16 protein-coding genes are annotated in these 13,295 nt (G+C 49.6%); all 16 read left to right on the top strand.

Annotated elements, in window-relative coordinates; all coding sequences use genetic code 11:
• Positions 1 to 593 precede the first annotated feature (593 nt).
• Positions 594 to 1,538, top strand: coding sequence for a stage III sporulation protein AA (gene spoIIIAA / locus BN1938_RS21295; protein WP_050642412.1), 945 nt, complete (start codon positions 594 to 596; stop codon positions 1,536 to 1,538).
• The gene (locus BN1938_RS21290; protein WP_025657587.1) at positions 1,523 to 2,041 is read left to right on the top strand and encodes a stage III sporulation protein AB; all 519 of its coding nucleotides are present in this window, start codon (positions 1,523 to 1,525) and stop codon (positions 2,039 to 2,041) included. The genes spoIIIAA and BN1938_RS21290 overlap by 16 nt, the downstream gene beginning before the upstream one ends.
• A gap of 16 nt (positions 2,042 to 2,057) precedes the next feature.
• Positions 2,058 to 2,252 carry a stage III sporulation protein AC gene (gene spoIIIAC / locus BN1938_RS21285; RefSeq protein ID WP_009005678.1) on the top strand — a complete coding sequence of 65 codons (195 nt, stop codon included), beginning with the start codon at positions 2,058 to 2,060 and terminating at the stop codon, positions 2,250 to 2,252.
• Positions 2,253 to 2,291: 39 nt separating this feature from the next.
• Positions 2,292 to 2,672: a SpoIIIAC/SpoIIIAD family protein gene (locus BN1938_RS21280; RefSeq protein ID WP_153917573.1), complete on the top strand. Its 381-nt coding sequence runs from the start codon at positions 2,292 to 2,294 to the stop codon at positions 2,670 to 2,672.
• Positions 2,669 to 3,859 (top strand): stage III sporulation protein AE, encoded by a 1,191-nt coding sequence (locus tag BN1938_RS21275; protein ID WP_050642411.1) that lies wholly within the window; start codon positions 2,669 to 2,671, stop codon positions 3,857 to 3,859. The genes BN1938_RS21280 and BN1938_RS21275 overlap by 4 nt, the downstream gene beginning before the upstream one ends.
• Before the next feature lie 38 nt (positions 3,860 to 3,897).
• Complete coding sequence (locus tag BN1938_RS21270; RefSeq protein ID WP_050642410.1) at positions 3,898 to 4,260, top strand: stage III sporulation protein AF; 363 nt, start codon at positions 3,898 to 3,900, stop codon at positions 4,258 to 4,260.
• The gene (locus BN1938_RS21265; protein WP_050642409.1) at positions 4,250 to 4,858 is read left to right on the top strand and encodes a stage III sporulation protein AG; all 609 of its coding nucleotides are present in this window, start codon (positions 4,250 to 4,252) and stop codon (positions 4,856 to 4,858) included. Before BN1938_RS21270 ends, BN1938_RS21265 begins: the two co-directional genes overlap by 11 nt.
• A 14-nt stretch (positions 4,859 to 4,872) precedes the next feature.
• Positions 4,873 to 5,505, top strand: coding sequence for a SpoIIIAH-like family protein (locus BN1938_RS21260; protein WP_050642408.1), 633 nt, complete (start codon positions 4,873 to 4,875; stop codon positions 5,503 to 5,505).
• A gap of 211 nt (positions 5,506 to 5,716) precedes the next feature.
• A complete protein-coding gene (locus BN1938_RS21255; RefSeq protein ID WP_050642407.1) occupies positions 5,717 to 7,309 on the top strand; it encodes a peptide chain release factor 3 in 1,593 nt (530 codons plus the stop codon).
• Between the two features lie 72 nt (positions 7,310 to 7,381).
• Positions 7,382 to 7,765: an Asp23/Gls24 family envelope stress response protein gene (locus BN1938_RS21250; RefSeq protein WP_050642406.1), complete on the top strand. Its 384-nt coding sequence runs from the start codon at positions 7,382 to 7,384 to the stop codon at positions 7,763 to 7,765.
• A gap of 112 nt (positions 7,766 to 7,877) precedes the next feature.
• Positions 7,878 to 8,294 carry a transcription antitermination factor NusB gene (gene nusB / locus BN1938_RS21245; RefSeq protein WP_050642405.1) on the top strand — a complete coding sequence of 139 codons (417 nt, stop codon included), beginning with the start codon at positions 7,878 to 7,880 and terminating at the stop codon, positions 8,292 to 8,294.
• The gene (gene xseA, locus BN1938_RS21240; RefSeq protein ID WP_050642404.1) at positions 8,287 to 9,507 is read left to right on the top strand and encodes an exodeoxyribonuclease VII large subunit; all 1,221 of its coding nucleotides are present in this window, start codon (positions 8,287 to 8,289) and stop codon (positions 9,505 to 9,507) included. The genes nusB and xseA overlap by 8 nt, the downstream gene beginning before the upstream one ends.
• Positions 9,488 to 9,718: an exodeoxyribonuclease VII small subunit gene (xseB, locus tag BN1938_RS21235; protein ID WP_050642403.1), complete on the top strand. Its 231-nt coding sequence runs from the start codon at positions 9,488 to 9,490 to the stop codon at positions 9,716 to 9,718. The genes xseA and xseB overlap by 20 nt, the downstream gene beginning before the upstream one ends.
• Positions 9,708 to 10,598 carry a polyprenyl synthetase family protein gene (locus tag BN1938_RS21230; protein WP_050642402.1) on the top strand — a complete coding sequence of 297 codons (891 nt, stop codon included), beginning with the start codon at positions 9,708 to 9,710 and terminating at the stop codon, positions 10,596 to 10,598. Before xseB ends, BN1938_RS21230 begins: the two co-directional genes overlap by 11 nt.
• A 13-nt stretch (positions 10,599 to 10,611) precedes the next feature.
• Positions 10,612 to 12,486, top strand: a complete 1,875-nt coding sequence (gene dxs, locus BN1938_RS21225; protein WP_050642401.1) for a 1-deoxy-D-xylulose-5-phosphate synthase — start codon at positions 10,612 to 10,614, stop codon at positions 12,484 to 12,486.
• Between the two features lies 1 nt (position 12,487).
• A complete protein-coding gene (locus BN1938_RS21220; RefSeq protein ID WP_050642400.1) occupies positions 12,488 to 13,291 on the top strand; it encodes a TlyA family RNA methyltransferase in 804 nt (267 codons plus the stop codon).
• The last annotated feature ends 4 nt before the right edge of the window (positions 13,292 to 13,295 follow it).

Genomic DNA, 13,295 nt, shown 5'->3' with positions numbered 1-13,295 from the left:
ACTTCCAGCCGCGCACTTAGAAGCCCCCGGAAACTGTCAGGTGTATCCGGGAAGGCTGCTCGCATCATGGCGTTAAATGATCCTCTACATGGTAGCTCTCTGGCGGGAGAGGCGGATGTGGCCTGGTTGAAGCGGACATTTGTATCAGTGTTAGGCAGCTTTTGGTTAGGAAAGGAAAATTATCAAGACACAACAAAAAAAGCGTTCCTATAAGTCGGACACGCTCCCCAGCCATTCCCGTTCAGAAACCCATCTGATTTGAGTACACAAGCAGATGCAGGTACACATGGGGCGGAAAGGCTTCTGGATGCGGGTTAGGGGGAGTTAAGGGAAAAAACAGAAAAACCGGGACAAAATGCGTGATTCCGAATCACGCATTTTCCTGTACCCAGCGCGTGAAATCCATCAGGATTTCACGTGATGTGTGCAGGTTGTCCCGGTTTTTCTGTTTTTTCCCTTTACTCCCCCTTACCCGCAAACACAGTCTTTCCGCCCCATGTGTGCCTGCATCTGCGACCCCCTGCCACTCAACTCCAGATTTTCAAGTCATAAATTTGAGATGGGGACATATATTGTTTAAAGAGGTGGACAAGATGAATACAGCCAACAGAAAACAGCAGGTCCTGCAGGTGCTTGCGAAACCGGTCCGGTCTGCCGTTGAGGCGGAAGGGCTGGATTTTGAAAAGGTACAGGAGATCCGGATGCGGATTGGTAAGCCTCTTATTCTGGTTTATGACAATGAGGAAAGGCTGCTTCCTTCGGGAGAGCCTGCGGGGTACCTGATCACCAAGGAGGAGATACGTGAGACGCTGGAATATATCAGCCACTATTCACTGTATGCATATGAACATGAGATGAGACAGGGATTTATTACAATTGAAGGAGGGCATCGCGTGGGGGTGATGGGAAAGGCAATACTGGAAGGCAATAAAGTGAAGAATCTGCAGTATATTTCTTCTGTAAACATAAGAATGTCCCATGAGATTCTGGGGTGTGCGGACAAGGTCCTGCCCTATATTACGAAGAACCGCCAGGTATGCCATACTCTGGTGATTTCACCGCCCTGCTGTGGGAAAACGACGCTGATACGGGATCTGATCCGGCAGATATCGGACGGAAACAGGTACGTGAAGGGATGTACGGTGGGTGTTGTGGATGAACGTTCAGAGATCGGGGGCTGCTATCTGGGAGTCGCCCAGAACCAGCTGGGTATGCGCACGGATGTGCTGGACTGTTGTCCGAAGGCGGAGGGGATGATTATGCTGATCCGCTCCATGGCCCCCCAGGTGATTGCGGTAGATGAAATCGGTTCTCCGGAGGATGTACATGCTATCGAGTATGCCATGCAGTGCGGGTGTAAAATGATTGCCAGCGTACACGGCCTGTCAATGGCTGAGGCGGCGGATAAGCCGGTGCTTGGCAGGATGATCAGGGAACGCAGGTTTGAGCGCTATATCATACTCGGCAATGAGAAAAGGCCCGGGGAGGTGCGGGAAGTATATGACGAACGGGGGAGCCTGCTATGCAGAGATTTATAGGATGCCTGCTGATCTTAGGGGCAACAACGGGGGCGGGGATCGCCTACGGAACAGAGCTCCAGCGGTATCTGGAAAAACTCCTCTATATCCGGCATATCGTTTATATGCTCAAAGGAGAACTGGAGTACTCCAATGCACCGCTGGGGGAAATATTCGGAAGAGTAGCGGTAAGAGTAAAAGAGCCTTACCGTAAATGGCTGCGTGTGATGGAGCGGCAGGTAGAAGAGCGCGAGGAGGATGAGTTTGCAAAAATATGGAACCGGTCCGTAGACCGTAACCTGAGTGAACTTCATCTCAAGAGCGTTCATTCTATACAGCTGAAAGAACTGGGAACATTTCTGGGACAGCTGGACGGGGACACATCCAGCAGGACCATGCAGCTTTACCTGAACAGGCTGGAGCTGGAAATCGAAAAAGTAAGAGAAGGGATGGCAGCAAAGAAAAGGATCGGGAACTGTCTTGGCGTGATGGGAGGAATTTTTCTGGTTGTCATACTAATATAACTCACGGGAGGATTCCATGACCATAAATCTGATATTTAAAATTGCGGCTGTCGGAATACTGGTCTCTATTCTGAGCCAGGTGCTCAAGCACAGCGGGCGGGATGAACAGGCATTTCTTACAAGCTTTGCGGGGCTGATACTGGTACTGTCATGGGTACTGCCATACATATACGATTTGTTTACATCCATTAAACAATTGTTTTCTCTGTAACAGCGGCAGTGTATAGGAAAGGGGAGCTTATATGTGAGCATGATTCAGATCGGAATTATCGGCGTAATAGGCGCACTGCTGTCGATTCAGTTTAAAAGCGGCAAATCGGAATATGGAATCTATATGAGTGTGGCCATCAGTATCCTTATTTTCGCCTGTATTGTAGACAGGCTTGAACTGTTTGTAAGGACGGTGGAACAGGTCAATCAGTATATCAAGATAGATACCAGCTATATCGCAACTATGCTGAAAATGATCGGTATCACCTATATAGCCGAATTTTCCTCAAGCGTCTGCAAAGATGCCGGATATCAGACCATTGCGGTTCAGATCGAGATCTTCAGCAAGCTGACCATACTGGCCCTCGGAATGCCGGTATTGCTCGCCCTGCTGGAGACAATCCGGGAGTTTCTGGCATGAAAAGGGGGCAAAGGATATGGCTGGGTGCCCTGGGGTTCTTGATATCAGTACTTCTTTGCGGCCTGGCAGGGGCTGGGAAAGGCTGTATGACGGTATATGCAGCGGAGGATACGGTAGATTATGATGCCGTGGAAAGCGGCGCCGAGAGCAAATTGTTCTCGGAGTTTGATTTTTCAGAGATTGACAACAGCCTGCAGAAAATATTTCCGGAAGAAAAAATGGATTTTAAGAGCCTGGTTACCTCTCTGATTGAAGGAGACGGAAAAAATGCAGGAGAACTGATTATGGAGTTTATATCGGATCAGTTTGCCTATGAATTCAGGTATAACCGCCAGAATCTGGCATATATGCTGCTGATTGCAGTAATTGCCGCAATTTTCACTAATTTTTCAAATGCGTTTCAGAACAGGCAGGTGTCGGAAATCAGCTTTTACGTATTATACATACTGCTGATTACCATGTGCCTGAATGCCTTCCGGATTGCCATGAGCGGCATCGAAGGGCATCTGGAGACGCTTCTGGATTTTATGCGGGTGCTGTGCCCCAGTTATTTTCTGGCAGTCGCCATCGCCTCGGGAAGCAGCAGCTCGCTGATTTTTTATAACATTGTGCTATTTCTAATCTATGTGGTGGAGGTGCTGATTCTAAGATTTTTGCTCCCCGTCATAAATATCTATATTATGGTGCAGGTGCTGAACTACCTGGCAGGGGAGGAGTATCTGTCGCAGTTTGCGGAGCTTCTGAGCAAGATGGTGACCTGGATCTTAAAAACGCTGGTAACCTGCGTGATTGGAATCAATGTAATCCAGGGGATGCTGGCTCCGGCCATTGACGCTTTGAAGCGCAGCGCGCTGACGAAGACTGCCGAGGCTATACCCGGAATTGGCAACGCAATCGGAGGGGTAACGGATGTCGTGCTGGGAACGGCCGTACTGATCAAAAACGGGATCGGAATGGCGGGAGCCGCGGTTATGATCGCCATCTGTGCCATACCGATTGTACAGATGGCGCTGATGACCCTGATGTACAAACTGACCGCCGCACTGGTCCAGCCGGTGTCGGATAAACGGATTACCGGCTGCATCAGCAGTGTCAGCCAGGGGTATGAACTTCTGATGAAGGTCGTATTTTCTACGGGGCTTTTGTTTCTGCTGACCATAGCAGTTGTTACTGCCAGTACATCATAAAATAAGGGACTGCGCTTAAGCCGGATAAAGGAGAGAGGATGTTTGACTTTATATATGAGTGGATACAGAACCTTGCTTTCTATCTGGTGATCGTTACCGCGGTGCTGCAGATCATACCGGGGAAAGGGTATAAGAAATATGTGCAGTTTTTTTCCGGGATGGTGATGATCCTGCTGATGCTGACGCCGATATTGAAGCTGACGGGAATAGAAAACAGGTTTTATGATCTGTACCACAGCCAGGAATACGAGATGGAAAAGGAAGAAATAGAAAAACAGAAAGATTATTTTGAAGGCCTGGATATCCTGGATTTTCTCCCGGAAGAATACGGGCAGGAGGAACAAAAAGCGGAGAATACCAAAAAGGGAATAGAAGTGGAGGAGATACAGGTTGGAGAATAAATGGAAAGATATCCTGGGCAAAATAAAGGGTAAGAAAATGCTTCCACAGAAAAACCAGCTGCTGATCCTTCTTCTGGTCGGGATTCTTCTGGTAGTGATCGCAATTCCTACATCCAATAAAAAGAAAGGAAGCGCGTCGGATGAGAGCAGGGACAGCGGGGAGGGCAGTACGGCCTCCTATGTGAATACAGATGAGGAATACGAGCAGTACCTTGAAAAGCGGGTTGCAAGAGCGCTGGAATACGTACAGGGTGTTGGAAAGGCAGAAGTGATGATTACGCTGAAATCTTCCGGTCAGAAGATCGTGGAGAAGGACCAGCAGAGCAGCAGCCAGAATTCGGATGAGGAAGACAGTTCCGGGGGAACCCGGAGCGTGGAAGAGAGGACAACGGATAAGACGAGCATTTATGAGCAGGGATCGGACGGTTCACAGTCACCTTATGTGAGCAAGGAACTGACTCCGGAAATAGCCGGAGTGCTCGTAGTAGCGGAGGGGGGAGACAATGCGGTTGTAGTGCAGAATATAACTGAGGCAATCCAGGCATTATTCGGTGTAGAGGCGCATAAAATAAAAATAATGAAAAGGACTGATACATAAAAGGAGGATTCCAAGTGAAGCGTTTATTTAAGAAGAATCAGATCATCATTACCACACTGGCAGTTATGATTGCCATCGCCGGATACCTGAATTACTCAGGACGGCTGTTTGGACAGTCAGACAAAGGTACGACAGAGGCAAATGCAGAACTGGCAAACAAGGAGCTTCTGGATATTTCGGAGGAAGACCTGGAAACAGGCTCCGGCGACATTGCAAGCAATGATTCCGAAATAGAAGGGACGCCCGGCGAGGCCGTGCTGACAAACAGCGGAGCAGACACCACGGTTGCACAGGCGAAAGTAGCAAGGGAACAGGTGCGTGCACAGAATAAAGAAACGCTGCAGTCGATCATTGATAATACCAATATCAGCGACGAAGAGAAGCAGGATGCAGTGGCGCAGATGGTAAAGATGACGGAGCTGTCTGAGCAGGAGGTGGCAGTGGAGACACTGATGGCTTCCAAAGGATTTTCAGAGGCGGTTGTAAGCCTTACGGCAGATTCCGCGGACATCGTAGTGGACAGTGCTGAGCTGACGGATGCAAACCGTGCCCAGATCGAAGATATCGTTACGAGAAAGACCGATATTGCACCTGAAAATATTGTAATTACGCCGATCCACGAGGGCGGAACACCAGAAGGGGAGTAAGTGCCCCATGCGCAGATACATATGCTGCCTGTAGAGAATAATATTTTTTGAAACAGGCAGTATTATTCTGAAAATGTGGGAAGAATATTTCCAGTAAACAATTGCAGGCGATACCTTCTTATGGTAAACTTATTTAATGTGCTTAATTGTAAGAAATACATCGGAATAAGATCAGGTTACATAAAAGAGATGAAAACAGGAGATTACAGATATGTCAGAGACTACAAATGAAATAAAAAAGAGAAGGACCTTCGCGATTATTTCCCACCCGGATGCGGGTAAAACGACACTGACCGAGAAGTTCCTGCTGTACGGCGGGGCGATTAACCAGGCTGGTTCCGTCAAGGGAAAAGCAACGGCGAAGCATGCGGTGTCAGACTGGATGGAGATTGAGAAAGAGAGAGGTATCTCGGTTACTTCTTCGGTTCTTCAGTTTAATTACGGGGGATATTGCATCAATATCCTGGATACTCCGGGACATCAGGACTTCTCTGAAGATACCTACCGGACACTGATGGCGGCGGACTCTGCGGTGATGGTGATTGATGCTTCCAAGGGCGTGGAGGCCCAGACGCGGAAGCTTTTCAAGGTCTGCGTTATGAGGCATATCCCGATTTTTACGTTCATCAATAAGATGGACAGAGAAGCCAAGGATACATTTGATCTGCTGGATGATATTGAGAAGGAACTGGGGATTGCAACGTGCCCCGTGAACTGGCCGATTGGCTCGGGAAAAGCATTTAAAGGCGTATATGACAGACAGAAGCAGGAAGTGGAACTATTCTCTGATACACATAAGGGAACAACCGTGGGGGAAGTCAAAAAGATAGAAGCAAACAATCCGGAACTGGACTGGATACTCGGGACAGAGGCGAAGGTTACGCTGGAGGAGGAGATCGAGCTCCTGGATGGCGCTGCAGCGGAATTTGACCAGGAGCTGGTCAGCAAAGGCGAACTTTCACCGGTTTTCTTCGGCTCTGCCCTGACTAATTTTGGAGTAGAGACGTTTTTGAAGCATTTCTTAAAGATGACCAGTTCTCCGTTGCCGAGAATGTCTGACCACGGGGAGATCGACCCGATGAAAGAGGAAGACTTCTCAGCCTTTGTATTTAAGATACAGGCAAATATGAATAAGGCACACAGGGACCGGATCGCCTTTATGCGGATCTGCTCCGGTGAATTCGAGGCAGGCATGTCCGTCTGCCATATCCAGGGGGGAAAGGATGTGCGCCTGTCCCAGCCGCAGCAGATGATGGCCAGCGAGCGGAAGATGATCGAGAAAGCCTATGGCGGAGATATCATAGGCGTATTTGATCCGGGCATATTTTCCATCGGCGATACGCTGACTACCTCCAAAGAAAAGTTTGCTTATGAGGGCATCCCGACGTTCGCACCCGAACATTTTGCAAGAGTGCGCCAGGTGGATACGATGAAAAGGAAGCAGTTTGTAAAAGGGATCAACCAGATCGCCCAGGAAGGCGCCATCCAGATTTTCCAGGAATTCAATACCGGAATGGAAGAGATTATCGTGGGTGTAGTCGGTGTTCTGCAGTTTGACGTCCTGAAATACCGCCTGGAGAATGAATACAAAGTGGAGATCAGACTGGAAAATCTGCCTTACGAACACATCCGGTGGATTGAAAATGAAGAGGTGGATATGGACAGGCTGGTCGGCACCTCCGATATGAAGAAGATCAAAGATTTAAAGGACAGGCCGCTGCTGCTTTTTGTGCACGAATGGAGTATCCGCATGACCCTTGACAGAAACAAAGACCTGAAGCTCTCCGAATTTGGGCGTTCCTGATATTTCCCTTTGCAAACAGGGGGATATTTGTTATAATGTTTTAAGAGATTAAACCAACAGGAGGTTTTTACGATGGCAAAGGACGAAAGAAATACTTATACAATACAGAACGATTCCAGCATGGGAGAAGTCAAGATTGCAGATGAAGTGGTCGCTATTATCGCGGCGCTTGCGGCTACAGAGGTGGAAGGCGTGGCGTCTATGGCGGGTAATATCACCAACGAGCTGGTCAGCAAGCTGGGAATGAAGAATCTGTCCAAGGGTGTAAAGGTGGACGTGCTGGAAGGCGTAGTTACGGTTTCTCTGGCACTGAACCTGAAATATAACTACAGCATCATGGAGATTTCCACTAAGGTGCAGGAAAAGGTCAAGAATGCGGTTGAGAACATGACCGGCCTGGAAGTGGCCGACGTGAACATCAAGGTTGCAGGCGTGGATATGGAGAACCAGGAATAACCTTTTCGTTGCAAAGAATAGCAGATGTGTAGTATAATAAAGGATGTCGCAAGGCATCCTTTTCTTTATGGGAAAACATGGAGTCTGGGAATGCCAATGGAAAGGAGCCAACATGGTAAGAAGAGAACTTAGGGAGCATATCTTTAAGATGCTGTTTCAGATAGAATTTAATGAAATGGAAGATATGCCGGAACATCTGACACTATACTTTGAAAATTTGCCGAGTGCTGCAGAAGAAGATAAAAAATACATAAAGGATAAGTTTGAAGCAATTGTAAAAAAAGTACCGGAGATTGATATAGAATTGAATGAGAAGACCACGGGGTGGAAGACTACAAGAATGAGCAAGGTAGATCTGACGATCCTGCGTCTTGCGGTCTATGAGATGAAATGGGACGCGGATGTACCCGAAGGCGTTGCGATCAACGAGGCCGTCGAGCTGGCGAAGAGATTCAGCGGGGAAGAGGGCCCCTCTTTTGTAAACGGAGTACTTGCAAAACTGACAGACCAGGAGGCTGGACATGCGTAATGTCTACACGGTAAAGCAGGTAAATGCGTATATCAAAAATATGTTTACCCAGGACTTCATGCTGAACAGAATCTACGTGAAGGGTGAGGTTTCCAATTGTAAATATCATACTTCAGGGCATATATATTTTTCTTTGAAAGATGAGTCCGGCACGATGGCCTGTGTTATGTTCGCAGGCTCACGGTCAGGGCTTTCTTTTCGTATGCGGGAAGGCCAGCAGGTGATCGTGCTGGGATCCGTCAGTGTGTATGAAAGAGACGGCAAATACCAGCTCTATGCAAAAGAGATTATTCTGGACGGGGCGGGGCTTCTCTATGAAAAGTTTGAAGCATTGAAGAGAGAGCTGCAGGAGATGGGCATGTTTGCCCAGGAGTATAAGCAGCCCATCCCGGCCTATGTGAAGACGGTTGGGATTGTGACGGCTCCAACAGGAGCGGCGGTTCGGGATATTATCAACATAGCATCCCGCCGGAATCCTTATGTACAGCTGATCCTTTATCCTGCCCAGGTGCAGGGGGAAGGCGCGGCGGCTAGTATTATCCGCGGCATAGAGATGCTGGAGAAGAAGGGCGTTGACGTCATGATTGTGGGACGCGGGGGCGGGTCTATAGAGGATCTGTGGGCGTTCAATGAAGAGGAGGTGGCCCGGGCTGTATTTAACTGCCGTGTGCCGGTGATTTCGGCGGTGGGACACGAGACGGATACGACAATTATAGACTATGTGTCAGATCTGCGCGCACCGACGCCGTCTGCAGCGGCGGAACTTGCCGTTTATGAGTACCTGGGTACGGCCGGCGCCATGAGGGAGTATGAGGCAAGGCTCAGAAGATCCATGATGCAGAGAATAACCCAGGAACGCGTAAAGAGCAGGCAGGCAGCCATGAAGCTGAAGCTTGCACATCCCCGCCAGAAGCTGCTGGAAAAGCGTCAGAGAGCCGCGGATCTGGAGCAAAGGCTCCGTCTTTTGATGGAGGCCTGCCTGGAGAATAGACGACATCGGTTTGCGATCTATGTGGAGCAGATGAAAGGCCTCTCTCCGCTGGCCAAACTGAATCAGGGATATTCCTATGTGGCGGGCGCGACGGGCGCCAATATCAAATCGGTCCGCCAGGTGAAGCCCGGTGACAAAATCAAAGTTTATATGACGGACGGAAGTGTGCAGGCGGAAGTCCGGGAAATCGAGGAGGAACCAGATGGCAGAAAAGAAGAGTAAAAAAGAAGAAAAACAGCCTTCTCTGGAAGAGCTTTTTGAAGGCCTGGACGAAGTGGTTGCCAGACTGGAAGGAGAGGAGATTACCCTGGAAGAGTCTTTTCAGCTTTACCAGAAGGGGATGAACATGCTCAAGCAATGTAATGAGACGATAGATACCGTAGAGAAAAAAGTACAGATTCTGGATGAGGATGGAGATGCCCATGAATTTTAGTGAAACTTATCAGGCTAAGGTAAAAGCAATTGAAGCGATACTCATCGCATACCTTCCCGAGCGGACGGGCTATCAGGCAGTCATTATGGAGGCGATGGAATACGCCCTTATGGGCGGCGGCAAGCGTCTCCGTCCGATGCTGATGCAGGAGACATACTGCCTGTTCGGAGGAAAGGGCAGAATCATTGAGCCGTTTATGGCAGCTATTGAGATGATTCATACCTATTCGCTGGTACACGATGACCTGCCTGCTATGGATAATGATGATTACCGCCGTGGCAGAAAGACGACGCATGTGGTTTATGGAGAAGACATGGGAATCCTGGTTGGGGATGCCCTGCTGAACTGCGCCTTTGAGACTGCGGCCAGGGCTTTTGACGTGGAACCGCAGGAGAGCCTGCGGATTGGGAAGGCATTGCAGATCCTGGCGGGAAAGGCCGGGATATATGGGATGATCGGCGGTCAGGTGGTAGATGTGACATCCACGGGAAAGATGATTTCGGGTGAAAAACTGGACTTTATCTATCAGCTGAAGACAGGTGCGCTGATCGAAGCTTCTATGACCATAGGGGCAGTACTGGCCGGTGCGGCCTCGAATCAGGTGAAAGCAGTGGAGGAGATTGCGGCTAAGGTGGGGCTGGCTTTCCAGATACAGGATGATATACTGGATGTGATGGGTTCAGCAGAAGAGCTGGGCAAGCCGATCCACAGCGATGAAAAAAACGAAAAGACGACCTATGTGACATGGAAGGGCATCGACGGTGCAAAAGCACTGGTTGACAAGCTTTCCCGCGAGGCGCTTCAGCAGATGGAAGGCCTGGGGGCTCCGGACAAGTATCTCGCACAACTGCTGGAGTCTCTGATAAACAGAAGCAGATAGAGAGGGATTCCTAATGATATTAGAAAAGATCCAAAAGGAAAATGATATAAAGGAGTTACAGCCTGAGGACCTGGATCTGCTGGCGGAGGAGATCCGTGAATTCCTGATTGAAAAGATCAGCAGGACAGGCGGTCATCTGGCCTCGAATCTGGGCGTTGTGGAGCTTACAATGGCCCTGCATCTGGCCTTTGACCTGCCTCAGGACAAGCTGATCTGGGACGTGGGGCACCAGGCATATACGCACAAGCTGCTGACCGGGCGCAGGGCAGGATTCGATGACCTGCGTAAATACGGCGGCATGAGCGGATTTCCGAAGCGCAAAGAAAGTGAGTGCGATGCATTTGATACCGGGCACAGCTCAACTTCTATTTCCGCCGGGCTGGGTTATGTTGCGGCCAGAGATATTCTCGGTGAAGAGCACCATGTCGTCTCTATTATCGGGGACGGTGCAATGACAGGCGGGATGGCATATGAGGCGCTCAACAATGCCTCCAGGCTGAAAAGCAATTTTATTATTGTATTAAATGACAACAACATGTCTATCTCGGAGAATGTAGGCGGCATGTCCAGGTATCTGAATGGCCTGCGCACAGCAGAAGCCTATGTGGGGTTGAAAAAGGGCGTGGAAGATACGCTTTTGAAGATTCCGGTTCAGGGCGAGAAAATTGTCAACCAGATGAAAAAGACTAAGAGCGGCATCAAACAGCTCATTGTACCGGGTATGTTTTTTGAGGACATGGGGATCACTTATCTGGGACCGGTTGACGGGCATGATGTGAAAAAATTATATAAGGCGCTGAATGAGGCAAAGCGTGTAGACCATGCGGTGCTCGTCCATGTACTGACAAAAAAAGGAAAAGGATATGAGCCTGCAGAGCGGAATCCGGCGCGATTTCATGGAACCGGGCCTTTTGACATAGAGACCGGGGCCGCCAGGGATGCTTCGGCCAAGGACAGCTACACAGATGTATTTTCCAAGGTGATCTGTGATGTTGCCAGGCATGACAGTAAGGTGGCGGCGATCACGGCGGCCATGGCAGACGGAACCGGGCTGAACCGTTTTCAGAAGTACTATCCGGACCGGTTCTTTGACGTGGGAATTGCGGAAGAGCACGCGCTGACGTTTGCAGCAGGTCTTGCGGCGGGGGGAATGAAGCCGGTAGTGGCGCTTTATTCTTCCTTCCTGCAGAGGGCTTACGACCAGGCGATCCACGACATCTGCCTGCAGAAGCTGCCGGTTGTGCTGGCGGTGGACAGGGGAGGCCTTGTCGGCAGTGACGGAGAGACGCATCAGGGGCTTTTCGATTTGTCTTTTCTTGCTACGATCCCGAATATGACGATCATGTCGCCAAAAAACCGCTGGGAGATGGCAGATATGGTCAGATATGCAGTGGGCTTTGGGTATCCCATAGCCTTGCGGTATCCAAGAGGATCGGCTTATGAGGGGCTGAAGGAATTCCGTGCTCCTATTACCTATGGTAAAAGTGAAGTTCTCTTTGAGGAAGAGGATATTGCCGTTCTGTTTGTAGGACACATGGCAGCGGTTGCTGAGGCCGTACGCCTCAGCCTGAAAGACATAGGATACAGCTGCAGCCTGGTAAACGCACGCTTTGTAAAGCCGCTGGATACGGAAATGCTGGAGCGGATGGCAAAAGAACACCAGCTGTTCGTTACGATTGAGGAGAACGTCCTCTCCGGAGGCTACGGAGAGCGTGTGCTGGAGTATGTGTCACGTGCGCGCCTGGGGGTGCATGTGCTGAATATCGGGATATCGGATGATTATGTGGAACACGGCAACGTGGATGTACTGCGCCATGAGGTCGGGCTGGACTGTGAAACAATCGTAAAACAGGTAATTACAGACTATGTGACGATAAGGAATGAGTAAAATGAAAGAACGATTAGATGTGTTGCTGGTAAAACGGAATCTGGCGGAATCCAGAGAAAAGGCAAAAGCCATTATCATGGCTGGAAGTGTCTTTGTAGACGGGGAGAGAGAGGATAAGGCAGGTTCGTCTTTTCCGGTGGATGTGCGGATCGAGGTAAAAGGACATGCACTGCCCTATGTCAGCCGCGGCGGGCTGAAGCTGGAGAAGGCTCTTGCCAATTTTGATGTCACTGTCGAGGGGAAAGTCTGTACAGATGTGGGATCCTCTACGGGCGGATTTACGGACTGTATGCTGCAGAACGGCGCTGTGAAAGTCTTCGCCATAGACGTGGGACGCGGCCAGCTGGACTGGAAGCTCCGTCAGGATGAACGGGTCGTCTGCATGGAAAAGACGAATATCCGCTACGTGACCCCTGAAGACATTGGGGAGCCTGTTGATTTTTCTTCGATAGACGTATCTTTCATATCTCTGACAAAAGTACTGGGACCAATCCGCGGCTATCTGCGGTCAGAGGGGGAGATCGTGGCGCTGATCAAACCGCAGTTTGAGGCCGGCCGGGAAAAGGTAGGAAAAAAGGGAGTGGTGCGTGAAAAGAGCACCCACCATGAGGTAATCGAAAAGGTGGCGCAGTTTGCGAATTCCATTGGATTTGAAGTGTTGAATATTGACTTTTCCCCGATCAAAGGGCCGGAAGGCAATATTGAATACCTGATCCACCTGCGTAAATGTGAAGGGGACGCCCCGGCAATTGCGGTGGATCTGGTGACTGTAGTAGAGAGGGCTTTTGAGACGCTGGCAAAATAAGAGG

The sequence above is a fragment of the Eubacterium sp. SB2 genome, from assembly GCF_001244405.1.
GTDB lineage: Bacteria > Bacillota > Clostridia > Lachnospirales > Lachnospiraceae > Faecalicatena > Faecalicatena contortus_B.
Note: the sequence above shows the minus strand (reverse complement) of the source record. Positions and strands in the feature narration are given on the sequence as shown.

Bases quoted from the DNA above. Each gene is read 5' to 3' on its own strand.
- BN1938_RS21220 (WP_050642400.1), top strand. From the start codon at position 12,488: ATGAAAGAACGATTAGATGTGTTGCTGGTAAAACGGAATCTGGCGGAA.
- nusB (WP_050642405.1), top strand. From the start codon at position 7,878: ATGGTAAGAAGAGAACTTAGGGAGCATATCTTTAAGATGCTGTTTCAG.
- BN1938_RS21255 (WP_050642407.1), top strand. From the start codon at position 5,717: ATGTCAGAGACTACAAATGAAATAAAAAAGAGAAGGACCTTCGCGATT.
- BN1938_RS21230 (WP_050642402.1), top strand. From the start codon at position 9,708: ATGAATTTTAGTGAAACTTATCAGGCTAAGGTAAAAGCAATTGAAGCG.
- dxs (WP_050642401.1), top strand. From the start codon at position 10,612: ATGATATTAGAAAAGATCCAAAAGGAAAATGATATAAAGGAGTTACAG.
- xseB (WP_050642403.1), top strand. From the start codon at position 9,488: ATGGCAGAAAAGAAGAGTAAAAAAGAAGAAAAACAGCCTTCTCTGGAA.
- BN1938_RS21250 (WP_050642406.1), top strand. From the start codon at position 7,382: ATGGCAAAGGACGAAAGAAATACTTATACAATACAGAACGATTCCAGC.
- xseA (WP_050642404.1), top strand. From the start codon at position 8,287: ATGCGTAATGTCTACACGGTAAAGCAGGTAAATGCGTATATCAAAAAT.
- BN1938_RS21270 (WP_050642410.1), top strand. From the start codon at position 3,898: ATGTTTGACTTTATATATGAGTGGATACAGAACCTTGCTTTCTATCTG.
- BN1938_RS21280 (WP_153917573.1), top strand. From the start codon at position 2,292: ATGATTCAGATCGGAATTATCGGCGTAATAGGCGCACTGCTGTCGATT.
- spoIIIAA (WP_050642412.1), top strand. From the start codon at position 594: ATGAATACAGCCAACAGAAAACAGCAGGTCCTGCAGGTGCTTGCGAAA.
- spoIIIAC (WP_009005678.1), top strand. From the start codon at position 2,058: ATGACCATAAATCTGATATTTAAAATTGCGGCTGTCGGAATACTGGTC.
- BN1938_RS21275 (WP_050642411.1), top strand. From the start codon at position 2,669: ATGAAAAGGGGGCAAAGGATATGGCTGGGTGCCCTGGGGTTCTTGATA.
- BN1938_RS21290 (WP_025657587.1), top strand. From the start codon at position 1,523: ATGCAGAGATTTATAGGATGCCTGCTGATCTTAGGGGCAACAACGGGG.